Annotated in this window: 12 protein-coding genes; 4 read left to right on the forward strand and 8 right to left on the reverse strand. The window is 72.0% G+C overall.

What is annotated here, in order from left to right:
• Positions 1-360: 360 nt before the first annotated feature.
• Positions 361-768, reverse strand: coding sequence for a PLD nuclease N-terminal domain-containing protein (locus tag ACFWPI_RS28390; RefSeq protein ID WP_380375466.1), 408 nt, complete (start codon positions 766-768; stop codon positions 361-363).
• Between the two features lie 90 nt (positions 769-858).
• On the opposite strand from ACFWPI_RS28390, the gene ACFWPI_RS28395 reads away from it, so the two are divergent.
• Positions 859-2,316, forward strand: a complete 1,458-nt coding sequence (locus tag ACFWPI_RS28395; RefSeq protein WP_063348882.1) for a menaquinone biosynthesis decarboxylase — start codon at positions 859-861, stop codon at positions 2,314-2,316.
• Positions 2,304-3,209 (forward strand): menaquinone biosynthesis prenyltransferase MqnP, encoded by a 906-nt coding sequence (mqnP, locus tag ACFWPI_RS28400; protein WP_380375486.1) that lies wholly within the window; start codon positions 2,304-2,306, stop codon positions 3,207-3,209. Before ACFWPI_RS28395 ends, mqnP begins: the two co-directional genes overlap by 13 nt.
• 27 nt (positions 3,210-3,236) lie before the next feature.
• Here mqnP and ACFWPI_RS28405 read toward each other — a convergent pair whose 3' ends face one another.
• Positions 3,237-4,028: a hypothetical protein gene (locus tag ACFWPI_RS28405; RefSeq protein ID WP_380375464.1), complete on the reverse strand. Its 792-nt coding sequence runs from the start codon at positions 4,026-4,028 to the stop codon at positions 3,237-3,239.
• 245 nt (positions 4,029-4,273) lie between these two features.
• On the opposite strand from ACFWPI_RS28405, the gene ACFWPI_RS28410 reads away from it, so the two are divergent.
• Positions 4,274-5,125 carry a hypothetical protein gene (locus ACFWPI_RS28410; RefSeq protein ID WP_380425123.1) on the forward strand — a complete coding sequence of 284 codons (852 nt, stop codon included), beginning with the start codon at positions 4,274-4,276 and terminating at the stop codon, positions 5,123-5,125.
• A gap of 64 nt (positions 5,126-5,189) precedes the next feature.
• Here ACFWPI_RS28410 and gcvH read toward each other — a convergent pair whose 3' ends face one another.
• The 3 genes from gcvH to ACFWPI_RS28425 all read right to left on the reverse strand — a co-directional run bounded on the left by gcvH (position 5,190) and on the right by ACFWPI_RS28425 (position 7,749).
• The gene (gene gcvH / locus ACFWPI_RS28415; RefSeq protein ID WP_063348884.1) at positions 5,190-5,585 is read right to left on the reverse strand and encodes a glycine cleavage system protein GcvH; all 396 of its coding nucleotides are present in this window, start codon (positions 5,583-5,585) and stop codon (positions 5,190-5,192) included.
• A 116-nt stretch (positions 5,586-5,701) separates the two neighbouring features.
• Positions 5,702-6,457, reverse strand: coding sequence for an alpha/beta fold hydrolase (locus ACFWPI_RS28420; protein WP_380338149.1), 756 nt, complete (start codon positions 6,455-6,457; stop codon positions 5,702-5,704).
• A gap of 65 nt (positions 6,458-6,522) precedes the next feature.
• On the reverse strand, positions 6,523-7,749 hold the full coding sequence (locus tag ACFWPI_RS28425; protein WP_380375460.1) for an FAD-dependent oxidoreductase: 1,227 nt from the start codon (positions 7,747-7,749) through the stop codon (positions 6,523-6,525).
• 102 nt (positions 7,750-7,851) lie between these two features.
• Here ACFWPI_RS28425 and ACFWPI_RS28430 point away from each other — a divergent pair, with 102 nt between their 5' ends.
• Positions 7,852-8,625 carry a TetR/AcrR family transcriptional regulator gene (locus ACFWPI_RS28430; protein ID WP_063351314.1) on the forward strand — a complete coding sequence of 258 codons (774 nt, stop codon included), beginning with the start codon at positions 7,852-7,854 and terminating at the stop codon, positions 8,623-8,625.
• Positions 8,626-8,771: 146 nt separating this feature from the next.
• Here ACFWPI_RS28430 and ACFWPI_RS28435 read toward each other — a convergent pair whose 3' ends face one another.
• The 3 genes from ACFWPI_RS28435 to ACFWPI_RS28445 all read right to left on the reverse strand — a co-directional run bounded on the left by ACFWPI_RS28435 (position 8,772) and on the right by ACFWPI_RS28445 (position 12,615).
• Positions 8,772-10,817 (reverse strand): hypothetical protein, encoded by a 2,046-nt coding sequence (locus tag ACFWPI_RS28435; RefSeq protein WP_380375459.1) that lies wholly within the window; start codon positions 10,815-10,817, stop codon positions 8,772-8,774.
• A 249-nt stretch (positions 10,818-11,066) separates the two neighbouring features.
• Positions 11,067-11,777 (reverse strand): MOSC domain-containing protein, encoded by a 711-nt coding sequence (locus ACFWPI_RS28440; RefSeq protein WP_380375457.1) that lies wholly within the window; start codon positions 11,775-11,777, stop codon positions 11,067-11,069.
• Between the two features lie 94 nt (positions 11,778-11,871).
• Positions 11,872-12,615, reverse strand: a complete 744-nt coding sequence (locus ACFWPI_RS28445) for a cyclase family protein (protein ID WP_063348889.1) — start codon at positions 12,613-12,615, stop codon at positions 11,872-11,874.
• Between the last annotated feature and the right edge of the window lie 18 nt (positions 12,616-12,633).

The following is a 12,633-nucleotide window of genomic DNA, read 5'->3' on the forward strand; positions in this document are numbered from 1 at the left end:
GAGGGGCCGTGCGTTGGTTTCGGCGTCGATTCCGTACAAGGTCAGGTCCGTTTAGATGTCAGGCCTGCACAGAAGCGGTGGTGTCGAAGCCGGAGCGCTGGGTGTCCGTTCGAATACCGGGGGCTGTCGGTCAGGTGATGGCCCGATGATCTGAACATGAAGAAAAGTGCAGGTCAGGGCCCTCGTTCAGTAATGTAGGGCGGCCCTCTTGCGCCTTGCTCAAGCCCCGCTCAAGTCCGGTCGGGCACCGGTGCGGATCCGTGCTAGAGGGCGCCGAGTCGTAGGGAAGCGCCAAAAACACCACAGCCCACCCGGTGCCGTCCGGGTGGGCTGTCCGGGGGATCCCCCCAGTGGCTCCGATCAGCTCTTTCGGCCGTCCTCGGGCTCGTCCTCGCCCCGCAGCTCCTGCTCGCGGCGGCGCAAATCGGCCTCCCACCGCTTCAGCATGTCCTCGTGATCGTTGTCGCTCCTCTTCAACGAAGCGAGGAATTCGGGGTCGTCGTCCGGTGCGAGCGGGCGGCCGTCGCGCCGGACCGGCTGCCCCGGACGACCGTCGGCGTCGTTGGGAGCCCCGGTCCGCAGGAGGCCGCGCTGCTTGCCGGCCACCAGCCAGGCGATCGGGCCCACCGGCGGGAACAGCAGCACGATGAGCACCCACACCGGCTTGGGCAGGTGCTTCACCTGGTCCTCGGGCGTGGTCAGGCAGTCGATGAACGCCCACACCCAGAGCGCGAGCGGAAGGACGATGGTCAGAAGAATTCTCAGCACGGCGGCGATCTCCCTGCGGGGCGGTCGGGGCGGGTGCCTTCCCGGGGCCCTTGACGGAGCCAGGCTATCCGGTGGCGGATACTGACAGACATGGCATACGACGATCTCCGCTCGTTCCTGCGGGCACTCGACCGTGAGGGCGACCTCAAGCGCATCAAGGCAGAGGTGGACCCGCACCTGGAGATCGGCGAGATCGTCGACCGGGTCCAGAAGGCCAAGGGCCCCGCGCTGCTCTTCGAGAACGTCAAGGGCTCGTCGATGCCGCTCGCGATGAACGTCTTCGGCACCGAGCGGCGCCTCGCCAAGGCGCTCGGCCTCAAGGGCCCGGACGACATCGCGGAGAAGATCGCCGGCCTGCTCAAGCCCGAGCTGCCGCAGGGCTTCACCGGCTTCCGGGACGCCTTCGGCAAGCTCGCCTCGATGGCGCACGTGCCGCCCCGGCACGTGAAGTCCGGTGACGCGCCGGTCCACGAGGTCGTGCTCACCGGCGACGACGTCAACCTGGACGAGCTGCCCGCCCTGTTCACCTGGCCGATGGACGGCGGCTCCTTCTTCAACCTGGGCCTCACCCACACCAAGGACCCGGACAGCGGCATCCGCAACCTCGGGCTCTACCGGCTCCAGCGGCACGACCGCCGCACCATCGGCATGCACTGGCAGATCCACAAGGACAGCCGCAACCACTACGCGGTGGCCGCGAAGCGCGGCGAGCGGCTGCCGGTCGCGATCGCCTTCGGCTGCCCGCCCGCTGTGACCTACGCAGCCACCGCGCCGCTGCCCGGCGACATCGACGAGTACCTGTTCGCCGGCTTCGTCGCCGGGGAGCGGGTGAAGATGGTCGACTGCAAGACCGTCCCGCTCCAGGTCCCGGCCGACGCCGAGGTGGTGCTGGAGGGCTGGCTGGAGCCCGGCGAGATGCTCCCCGAGGGCCCGTTCGGCGACCACACCGGCTTCTACACCCCGCAGGAGCCGTTCCCGGCGCTGAAGATCGACTGCGTGACGATGCGCCGCCGCCCGATCCTCCAGTCCATCGTGGTCGGCCGCCCGCCGACCGAGGACGGCCCGCTGGGCAAGTTCACCGAGCGGTTCTTCCTGCCGCTGCTGAAGATCATCATCCCGGACATCGTCGACTACGACCTGCCCGAGGCCGGCGGCTTCCACAACTGCGTGATCGTCTCGATCGACAAGAAGTACCCCAAGCACGCCCAGAAGACGATGCACGCCATCTGGGGCGCCCACATGATGTCGCTGACCAAGCTGATCATCGTGGTGGACTCCGACTGCGACGTGCACGACTACCAGGAGGTCGCCTGGCGGGCCTTCGGCAACGTCGACTACAGCCGCGACCTCACCGTCGTCGAGGGCCCGGTCGACCACCTCGACCACGCCTCCTACCAGCAGTTCTGGGGCGGCAAGGCCGGCATCGACGCGACCCGCAAGCTCCCCGAGGAGGGGTACACCCGCGACGGCGGGTGGCCCGAGATGGTCGAGTCGGACCCGGCCACGGCCGCCCTGGTGTCCCGCCGCTGGAAGGAATACGGGCTGTGAGCACGGCTGCCGTCGAAACCCCGGGGCGCACGAAGGCCTTCCTGCGCCTGGTGATGATCGAGCACTCGGTCTTCGCCCTGCCCTTCGCCTACACCGCCGCACTGACGGCCATGTTCCTCGCCGACGAGCGGGTGCACTGGGGCGAGCTGTTCATCGTCACCGTCTGCATGGTCGGCCTGCGCACCTTCGCCATGGCCGCCAACCGGATCATCGACCGCGAGATCGACGCCCGGAACCCGCGCACGGCTTCGCGCGAACTCGTCACGGGCGCGGTGTCGCTGAAGACGGCGTACGCCGGCTCGGCCGTGGCGCTGATCGTCTTCCTCGGCGCGGCGGCGATGCTCAACCCGCTCTGCCTGGCGCTCGCGCCGGTCGCCGTCGTGCCGATGGTGGTCTACCCGTACGGCAAGCGCTTCACCGACTTCCCGCAGGCCATCCTGGGCCTCGCCCAGGCCATGGGCCCGGTCGGCGCCTGGCTCGCGGTGACCGGCACCTGGTCGTGGGACGCCCTCGTACTGGGCGTCGCGGTCGGCGTGTGGATCGGCGGCTTCGACCTCATCTACGCCTGCCAGGACGTCGAGTCCGACCGGCACGGCAAGGTGCGGTCGGTACCGGCCCGCTTCGGCATCCCGGCGGCCATCTGGGGCGCACGGGTGTGCCACGTCGTCACGACGCTCCTGCTGGGGTGGTTCGCGCTCCTGACCCACGCCGGTGCGGCGTTCTGGGTCGGCCTGGTCGTCGTCGCGGGGGCGTTCGTCTACGAGCACACCATCGTCAAGCCGAACGACCTCTCCAAGCTGAACCGGGCGTTCTTCCAGACCAACGGCTTCGTGGGCATCTCGCTGTTCGTCTTCGCCCTGCTGGACCTGATCATCCGGGGCCTGGGGATCTGAGCGGCCCGGCCGCCGGCCGGGCGCGCCCTAACGGAACAGGGACGCGTGATCCGTGGCCCAGGTGCGGAAGTTGCGGGGTGGGTGGCCGGTGAGGTCCTGGACCGTTGTGGTGGCCGGGTTCGGGGTGGTGATGCGGGCGTGGATGAAGTCCAGTGCGCTGTCGACGGCCGCCCCGGGCCGGCCGGTGGCGGACATGCGGCGGCGGGCCGCCTCGCGGGGGATCTCCTGCCACTTCACCGGGCGGCCGGCGGCCTCGCCGATGATGTCCACCTGTTCCGCCTGGGTGGGGCACTCCGGGCCGGTGAGCAGATAGTGCGCGCCGTCGTGGCCGTCCTCGGTGAGGGCGCGGACGGCGACCGCCGCGATGTCCCGCTCGTCCACCGGGTTCAGTCCGGCCGCGCCGCCGTAGCCCTGCACGGCGCCCCCGGAGCGGATCTCCTGCGCCCACTGGAGCGCGGCGGTGAACCCGTGCGCCCGCAGCACCGTGTGCCGGACCCCGCTCCCGGCGAGCAGCGCCTCCACCTCGCCCTCGGCCCGGACGGCCGTCGAGGAGAGGAACACCACCCGCCCGACCTCCCGGGCCAGCACCCCCACCGCGTCCGCCGCCTCGTCCGCCGTGGGGAACGGCCACCCCAGCAGCACCGCGCCCGCCCCCTGGACCGCCGCCTCCAGCGATGCCGGGTCGAGCAGGGCCCGCCGCGTCAGCGTCCGCACCCGTACCCCGGCGGCGGCGAGCTGCAGTCCGACGTGTTGCTCGACCGCTCCGGGGACGCCGACCGCCAGCACGGATGACGTGTCGTCAACTCGCTTCTCTGTCATGCCTCGAACGTAGGCGAGAAGCATGAGGCGCCCCATGCGTGCGGGTCTCCGGTTCATGCGCCATCGTCTACCAGGCGCGCGCCAACTCGCGTGCGCCCCCGAGTGCTTCGCGCGCTGATTGATCGTCAATCCGGTTAACACCAGCTGCTACCGGCGTGTTACGTTCCGTGGCGCAAGCAGAAAAGAGAAGACCCCAGCGGTGCTACCAACACCCCGGGGTCTGGCACCAGGAGCAAACCCTCCCCATGCAGATTCATCGTAGCGCGCACTCGCGCTTTTTCTCCGTCCTTCCGAACGGACTCCTCCAGGACCGTTGCCTCAGCTACACCGCCCGAGGATTCCTCGTGGACCTCCTCTCCCGTCCGGACGGCTGGCGTGAGGACGGCAGGGGCATGGCCGACAGCAGCCCGCAGGGGCGTGGCACGATCCGCCGGACGCTCAACGAGCTGAAGGACGCCGGGTATTACCGGGTCGAGAAGGTCCGGATGCCCGACGGCACGATCCGGACCGAGGTGCACGTGTACGACACTCCTCAGCGCCCGGGGCCGCCGAGTGACCCACCCCCGGCCCCCGGTGAGCCTGATACCGGCCCCTCTGACGCCCCTCCCGTAAAGAACCCGGAAGAAGTACCCACCCTCCCGGCCGCGTTGACCGAGACCGATCCACACGTCCGGGAGGCGGTGGCCATACTCCACCGGGTGATCCGCCGGGAGCCCCGCCTGCGCCTCGGCGAGGCCGAGGCCGTCGCCCTCGCACCCCTCGTCGCCGAATGGCTGGCGAGGGGCCACACGGACGCCGACCTCGCCCACGCCCTGCTCCCCGACCTGCCGCGGCCCCTGCACTCGCCGGTCGGCCTGCTCCGCAACCGCTTGCAGCGCAAGCTCCCACCGCCGCGTGAACCCGCCGTCGCCGCACCTGCCCGCTCCGAATGCGCGGAGTGCCGCGATCCGGTGCCCCGCCCCGGCATCTGCCGCTCCTGTGCCGGCCTCGTCCCCCGGCGAGTCGCCCCGGACCCGGCCACCGCCCGTACCGGCGCCGCCCGAGCCCGCGGCGTTCTCCTCGCCGCCCGCGGACTCGCCCTGGCCCCTGTCACCTGATCGGGTGCCGGCTGCGCACAGGAAGTCGGCGAGTCCGACTTCCTGTGCGCTCGGCCCGGGGTGGCTACTCCGAACGGCTGGAGATGAAGGCCTCGTACTGGGCGGCCGTGAGCAGCTGCTTCAGCTCGTCGGGCTTGGCGACGGTGAGTTCGATGATCCAGCCGTCGCCGTACGGGTCCGTGTTGATCAGCTCGGGTTCGTCGTTCAGGCCCTCGTTCACCGCGGTGACCGTTCCGGTGAGCGGCATGAAGATCTCGCTCACCGCCTTGACGGACTCCACCGTGCCGAACGCTTCGCCGGATTCGAGCTGCTTCCCCATGGTGGGGATGTCGGCGAAGACGACGTCACCGAGCTGCTTCTGCGCGAAGTCGGTGATGCCCACACGGGCCTTGTCCTTGCCGGTGGTCCGCACCCACTCGTGGTCCTTGGTGTACTTGAGGTCTTTCGGGACGTTGGCCATGGGGATCTCCGCGAGGTCGAGGCGACTGCACTGACGGATCGTCAGTCATGCGGAGGAGCCTGCTACAGGTCCCCGCCCCTCGCCGCGAAGCGCACCCGGTCGGGTGAAGGCGGGTGTCAGTTGTGCAGGAAGGACTCCAGCGAGGTGGCCAGTGCCACCGGCGTCTCGTACATCGGGTAGTGGCCGCTGCCGTCGAGCTCCTCCAGTTCGGCGTTGGGGTAGTGGGCGAGCCAGGTGCCGCGCATCACGTCGGCGGTCAGGGCGAGGTCGTGTGCGCCCACGATCACTTTGACGGGGACGGGGTTCCCGTTGATGCGGCGTTCCAGGTCGGCCGTCGCCCAGTCCCGCACGTACCCGCCGAAGGCCTCGGGCGTGGAGAGCCGGAGCGACTGGTCGACCATGCGGTCCAGCCAGACCCGGCCCGCCCGCTGCCCGGTGACCAGGTCGAGGATCGCGTACCGCTTCTCGCGGTCCTCGGCGGCGCCGTAGAACAGCGCCTCGCCGTCGGCGTCCAGCGGGTAGGCCCCGGCGGGGACGGGTGCCAGGCCGACGAGCTTGCGCACCCGCAGCGGTGCCTCGGCCAGCACCTGCTGCGCGGCCTTGCCGCCCATCGAGTGGCCGATCAGCGAGAAGCGGTCCCAGCCGAGTTGGTCGGCCAGGGCGAGCGCGTCGGCGGCGATCTCGGCGAGCGTGTAGGAGCCGGTGACGTCCTTGCGTTCCCCGTAGCCCCGGTAGTCGAGGAACGCGTAGCTGAAGGCCCTGCCGTCGAGGTAGTCGAGGAAGGGGCCCCAGCCCGCGCTGGTGCCGAACCAGTCGTGCAGGACCAGGACGTGGTGGTCGCCGGTGCCGGTCGAGCGGTGAGGGATCGTCATGTCCTCGGTCCTTCCCCGGAAGCCTCCCGCCCGAACGGCCGGTCGCCGGCCCGTGCGGCCGGCGGCTACGCCATGGGCCGTCGGGCGAAGTCCGGGGCGTGCTCGGGGCGGGGGCCGAAGGCGATCAGGCGGGAGATGCCCAGCCGGACCGCCGGGACGTGGCGGACGAGCGCGGCGAATCCCATCGGCGGGCCGGACCGCCGGCCGGTGAGCGCCGGGACGAACATCACGCCGTGCAGGATCCGCTGCAGCCGTTGGATGACCACCGTCGGCATCTGGCGCCGCCGTTGCACCCGGGCGAGCGCGGCGGTGGTCGGGCGGCCGCGCAGCAGCGGCTCGGCGAGCAGGGTGGCGGCCGCGACGGCGTCCTGGATGGCGAGGTTGATGCCCACCCCGCCGGCCGGGGACATCGCGTGGGCGGCGTCGCCGATCAGCAGCAGCCCGTCGGTGTACCAGCGGTCCAGCCGGTTGAGCCGGGCGTCGAGCATGTGGACGTCGTCCATGCCCGCCAACTGGTCGACGCGGTCGGCGTACTGGGGCAGCAGCCGGGCGATCCGCTCGCGGAAGCGCTCCACGCCTTCGGCGCGCAGCTGCGGGTCGGAGCCCTTCGGCTTGAAGTAGGCGATCTGGAAGTAGCTGTCGCGGGCGATGCTGAGGGCCAGCTCGCCGTCGCCGAAGCCGGCGACGAGGCTGGGCGGCGCGGCCTGCTCCTCCGCGTGCCGGGGCAGGCGGAACCACCAGACGTCGAAGGGCACCGGGTACTCCTCGGCCACCAGCCCGGCCGCCTTGCGCAGGGTGGAGTGCCGGCCGTCGGTGCCGACGGTGAGGTCGGCGCGGAGCTCGCCCTGCTCGCCGTCGCGGGTGCGGTAGCGCACGCCGGCCACCCGGCCGCGCTCCCGGATCAGTCCGGTGGCCTCGGTGTTCATCCGCAGGGTGAAGGTGGGCTCCTGCCGGGCTTCCTCGACGAGGAAGTTGAGCAGGTCCCACTGCGGCATCATCGCGATGTAGTTGTACGGCGCGGGCAGCCGGTCGTAGGCGCTCAGCGGGACTTGGCCGACGCCGGGCACCGGTACCACCAGGTTGCCGAGCCGGCTCTGCGGCAGCGCGGCGAACTTCCGGCCGAGGCCGAGTTCGTCCATCAGCCGCACGGTGGAGGCGTGGACGGTGTCGCCGCGGAAGTCCCGCAGGAAGTCCCCGTGCTTCTCCAGCACGGTCACCTCGACACCCGCCCGGGCCAGCAGCAGGCCCAACATCATTCCGGCCGGTCCGCCCCCGGAGATCACGACGCTCATGGCTCTCTCCCTTGCTGTGCTCGGTTGATCACCTTCCGTGTGGAACTTGCATTTACAGAGTCTCTGGAACTGTCTCAGGTGTCAAGTAGTATGCTGCTCCACATGAAGGATCTGGTGGCGGCCGCCCTCACGGCGGCGAAGGACCGGGGCCAGGACGTCGCGGACGTCCCGCTGACGGCGATCGCCGCGACGGCCGGCATCTCCCGCAGCACCCTGCTGCGCAGGCTCGGCGGCTGCCGGGCACCGCTGGACGAGGCGGTCCGGCAGGCGGGCGTCGACCCGGGCGGACGGCCGCCGGTACGGGAGCGCGCGATCGCGGCGGCGGCCGGGCTGGTGGCCGAACGCGGCCTGGGCGGGGTCACCCTGGACGCCGTGGCGGACCGCGCCGAGTGCTCGCTGCCCAGCCTGCACACCGTCTTCGAGGGCCGGGACGGCCTGCTCACCGCCGTCTTCCTCCAGTACGGCCCGCTGCCGGACCTGGAAGCGCTCGCCGCGAACCCGCCGGAACGCCTGGAGGACACCGTCCGGGCGCTCCACCGCGCCTTCGCCGCGGCCTTCGACCGCCAGCCCCGGGTCATGCCGGCGGTCTTCGCCGACCTGTTCGCCCGACCGGACGGCCCCGCCTCCCGGATGATGGCGGCCCACCTGCCGCGACTGTTCGACGGCCTCGGCCGGCTGCTGCTGCCGTACATCGAGGCCGGACGGCTGCGTCCGCTGCCGCTCCCGGTGCTGGTCCAACTGCTGTTCGGCCCGCTGATCAACCACATCCTGCTGCGGCCGGTCCTCGAACCGGCGCTCGGCGCCGGACTGCCCTCGCTGGAGGAGTCCATCGACCTCTTCGCCGAGGCCTACCTGCGGGCGGTCGCCCTGCCGTAGCGGGGCCGGGAGACTGCCTGATCCGTTCCTGGGACGTGTCTGCCGGAAAACGCCGAGCTCTGCCGGAAAACACCGAGCTCTCCCGGGAAACGCCGAGCCCCGGCCCGCCGGGCGAAGCCGGGGAGCCGGGGCTCGGACGGGGGCGGTCAGGCGCTGCGGCGGCGGCGCGCGACGAAGAGCGCGCCGATGCCGCTGACGAGCAGGGCGGCGGCGCCCGCCGCGGTCTTGATGACACCGTCCGACCCGGTGTGGGCGAGCTCGCCGCCCGCCAGCTGGGTGGTGGTGCCGGTGGTGCCCGTGGTGCCGGTGGTGTCGGTCTCGTCGGCGGTGCCGGTGGTGTAGGTGGTCCGGATGACGGGGCCGGTGCCGGCGCCGGAGGTGTCGACGGTCGCGGCGGTGAGCTGGATCGCGGTGCCCTGCGGGCCCGCGATGGCGGCGTGGGCGGTGCCCTCGTTGATGTGGGCGAACGGGCTGACGGCGGTCTGGCCGACCTGGGCCTCGGCGGTGTAGGCGAGGCGGACGTGCTTGGTGATGGTCGCGCCTGCCGCGAGGGCGTCGTCGCTGATGAGGTAGCGGGCGGGGCCGCCGGACTGGGGGCCCGGGGTGCCGGGCACGGTCTCCCAGGCGCCGTCGGCCTTCTGCATCTCCAGGACGCTGTGCGGGTCGATCCACAGGATGGTGGCGAGCTTGCCGAACCGGGAGGTGCTGGGGTTGTTGACGGTGACGTCGAACTCGACCGGGGCGCCGCCGGCGACGGCGGTGGTCGGCGCGTTCTTGAGCTGGACGACCAGGGACTTCACCGCGACGTCCTTGGTGGCCTCGGCGAGCACGGTGTCCTCGGCCGCCGGGTCGACGACGGCGGAGTAGAGCTTGGTCGGCAGGCTGTAGCCGCCCGTGTCGTTGTTCCCCACGGCGGCGAGCCGCAGCTGGAAGGTCTTGGTGGCGCCGGCGGGGACGGTCAGGCCGGTGACCTTGCCGCTGAAGTTGAAGGTCCTGTCGCTCTGCTTGAAGGTCAGCTCGACCGGCTTCCAGGTGCCGTCGGCGTCGCGGTACTCGATGGCGAACGCGTCGTGAACCCGGGCGTGCACGTTGCTCACGTTGAGCTTCAGGGTGAACGGGGCCTCGGCGGTGCCCGGGTTGGTGACGGTCTCGGAGAACTCGACGGGCTCGCCGCCGTACCCGATCGAGGACGGCTCCTGGACGGTCAGCGCCGGCTTGGCGGTGACCGGGGCGGCGGTGACGTCGATCGCGACGAACTGGGGGCCGACGATCGCCTGCATGGCCCCGGCGCCCTGGTCGAGCATCGCCCACGGGTGGATGTAGGCCGTGCCGAGCGGGGCGTCGGCGGTGAACGCGAAGCGGACGTGCCGGGTGTCGCTGCTGCCGGCGGCGATGGTCCTGTCGTCGGTGAGGTGGTACGTGACCCGGTCGGAGCCCGGCTGGCTGCTGGTGGTGCCGGTGATGTTCTCCCAGCTGCCGTCGGCCTTCCGCACCTGGAGCGTGCTGTGCTTGTCCGCCTCCACGACCTTGTCGACGGTGGTGTAGCGCGAGGCGCTGGGGTTGTTCACGGTGACGTCGAACTCGACCGGGGCGCCGCCGGCGACGGCGGTGGTCGGCGCGTCCTTGACCTGCACGGTGATGGCCTTGGCCGCGACCTGGTCGGTGCTCTCGGCGAGGACGGTGGTGCCGGCCGCGTCGAGGACGGCGGAGCTGAGCGTGACGGTCGAGTCCTGGTTGGACCAGTAGGCGGCGAGCTCGGTGGTGAGGCGCAGCTGGACGGTCCTGGTGGCACCGGCGGCGACGGTCAGGCCGGGGACGGTGTCGGCGACGGGCTTCCAGGTGCCGTCCGCGTCGCGGTAGTCGACCTTGATGGCGTATGCCGAGACGGAGTTCGTGCCGCTCGTGCCGATCCTCAGCGTGAACGAGGCCTCGGTGGTGCCGGGGTTCGTGATGGTCTCGGTGAACTCGACCGGCTGTCCGCCGCGGCCGACCGTCGCCGGCGCGTTGACCTTCAGCGACGGCTTGTCGGCCGTGGCCTCGGCGGCCGACGCGGCGGGGGCGGTGGCGGCGGCCGGTGCCTCGGCGGCGTACGCGGCCGGGGAGGACAGCACCGCGCCGGTGGCCAGCAGCACGCCGAGGGTGGCGGCGGTGAGGACGGTGGAGCGGGAGCGACGGGCGCGGACAGCAGGCATGGAAATACCCCCCAGGGTGTTCTGCCGTCGGTATTTCAGCCGTCGGCCGGTACGTGTGCTTGGAGTCGGACCCGAAGTTCGAGGGCGTCGCCCCCAGCGCCTCTCGCGGTCCGGGTTCGGCGGGTTTCCCCGCCTCTCACTGGCATAGACGTGTGGCGGCCGCCGGGGTTGCAGGTGATCCAAAAGTTTTTTCGAAAACCTCTGAGACCGCCCTGACCTGCGGTTCCGCTCTCCAGGTGCTCGCCGGGCTCAGTGCAGCGCGAGCTCGTCGCCCACGCTCAGCCGCCCGGGGGCGGCGACCTCGGCGAGGGCGTCGAGCCGGCCGTCGTGGGCGTGCACGATCGCCTTGAGGATCTCGGGGGCGTGCGGCAGCCCCGGCTGCGGGGCGCCGGTCATCGCGCAGCGCTCGCTGGAGCGGACGAAGGCGAGGCGGGCGCCGGTGCCGCCGTGCCCCTCCCGGCCGAACCAGCCGTCCTCGACGAAGGGCGGGGTGCCCGGGGGCGTCCGCAGCAGGATGTTGGGGCGGAACCGGCGCTCGTCGACCACCGTGAAGGGGGCGGCCTCGCGGACCCAGTCCAGGGTGGCGGTGGTGAGCACGCTGACCGGCAGCTGGTCGAAGTGGGAGGCGGCGTCCTCGCGGGCGAGTTCGACGTCCTCGCGCTGGAGGTAGGCGCGCAGGAAGGCGCCCGGGTCGGCGACCGGGCGGCCGAGCGGGTCGAACAGTTCGGGGCCGTCGATCCGGTGGCCGAGGCGGGCGGAGAGGCGGAGCAGGCCGTCCATCCGGCGGAAGCGGCGGGTGTTCTTGCCCGAGCCGAGCTTGCCGTCCGCGTCGCGGACGGCGTAGAGGCGGTCGCCGGCCAGGCCGCGCTCGTCCACCTCGACGGAGTCGAGCCGCTCGCCGCCGGTGGATTTCACGGGGTAGCGCCAGAGTCGCTCGATCACTCCGATGATCTCTGCCATGGGCGGACAGCGTAGCGGCGGCGCCGGGGGATGGTCTAGACCAAGTCCCGTGCGGCGACTGGCCGGAACGCCCCGGGGCGGGTCTTCGAACTCCCTAGCCCAGCCGTGCCACCGCCCGGACCGGCGCACCGTCCGCCGCCGCCAGCCGCAGCGGGAACAGCGACACCTCGACCGGCCGCCCGGCCTCCTGGGCGTCCAGCAGCGCCCGCAGATCGGTCAGGTTCTCGGCGATCACCCCGCCGCCGGGCGCCCCCAGCAGCACCCGGTGCGCGGCGAGGGTCGGCTCGTCGGCGCCGGGCTGGTCGTGCTCGTCGGTGAGGTCCGCGAGCAGCGCGGCGACCGCCGGGTCGCCCGGGCCCGGGTCGGGGGTGGGGTCGACGCTCAGCGCGTCCACCCCGACGGTCCGCACCCCGGCGGCGACGATCGCCTCGGCGGCGGCCGCGGTCAGGCTGGGGTGCGCGAGGTAGGCGTCGGTGCCCCAGTGCCGGGCCCAGCCGGTGGCGAGCAGCAGGACGGACCCCTCGCCGACGCGCGCCAGGGCGGGCGCGAGCAGCTCGGGGGTGACGGCGGCCCGGGGCTCCAGTCCGCGCAGGTCGGCGAGCACCGCGGGGCCGGTGAACCGCTCCAGCGGCAGCCCGTCCAGGGTCGGCCAGGTGACGTCCACGTGGTAGGGCGCGTCCACGTGCGTCCCGGACTGCGAGCCGAGGTGCAGGGCCAGCACGTTCACCCCGGCGGTGGCGGTGGTGAGCGCGGGCTCCAACAGGACGGCCGGATCGCCGGGGTAGACCGGCATCGCGGTGGTCACCTGATGGGTGAGGTCGACGAGGGTCGCTGCCATGCCCCCATCCTTCCAGGG

Source organism: Kitasatospora sp. NPDC058492, assembly GCF_042720685.1.
In the GTDB taxonomy this organism is placed as follows: Bacteria; Actinomycetota; Actinomycetes; order Streptomycetales; family Streptomycetaceae; genus Kitasatospora.

What these genes read in the sequence shown, in the direction of transcription:
- ACFWPI_RS28395 (WP_063348882.1), top strand. Translation starts at nt 859, where the DNA reads ATGGCATACGACGATCTCCGCTCGTTCCTGCGGGCACTCGACCGTGAG.
- ACFWPI_RS28405 (WP_380375464.1), bottom strand. Translation starts at nt 4,028, where the DNA reads ATGACAGAGAAGCGAGTTGACGACACGTCATCCGTGCTGGCGGTCGGC.
- ACFWPI_RS28410 (WP_380425123.1), top strand. Translation starts at nt 4,274, where the DNA reads ATGCAGATTCATCGTAGCGCGCACTCGCGCTTTTTCTCCGTCCTTCCG.
- gcvH (WP_063348884.1), bottom strand. Translation starts at nt 5,585, where the DNA reads ATGGCCAACGTCCCGAAAGACCTCAAGTACACCAAGGACCACGAGTGG.
- ACFWPI_RS28420 (WP_380338149.1), bottom strand. Translation starts at nt 6,457, where the DNA reads ATGACGATCCCTCACCGCTCGACCGGCACCGGCGACCACCACGTCCTG.
- ACFWPI_RS28425 (WP_380375460.1), bottom strand. Translation starts at nt 7,749, where the DNA reads ATGAGCGTCGTGATCTCCGGGGGCGGACCGGCCGGAATGATGTTGGGC.
- ACFWPI_RS28430 (WP_063351314.1), top strand. Translation starts at nt 7,852, where the DNA reads ATGAAGGATCTGGTGGCGGCCGCCCTCACGGCGGCGAAGGACCGGGGC.
- ACFWPI_RS28435 (WP_380375459.1), bottom strand. Translation starts at nt 10,817, where the DNA reads ATGCCTGCTGTCCGCGCCCGTCGCTCCCGCTCCACCGTCCTCACCGCC.
- ACFWPI_RS28440 (WP_380375457.1), bottom strand. Translation starts at nt 11,777, where the DNA reads ATGGCAGAGATCATCGGAGTGATCGAGCGACTCTGGCGCTACCCCGTG.
- ACFWPI_RS28445 (WP_063348889.1), bottom strand. Translation starts at nt 12,615, where the DNA reads ATGGCAGCGACCCTCGTCGACCTCACCCATCAGGTGACCACCGCGATG.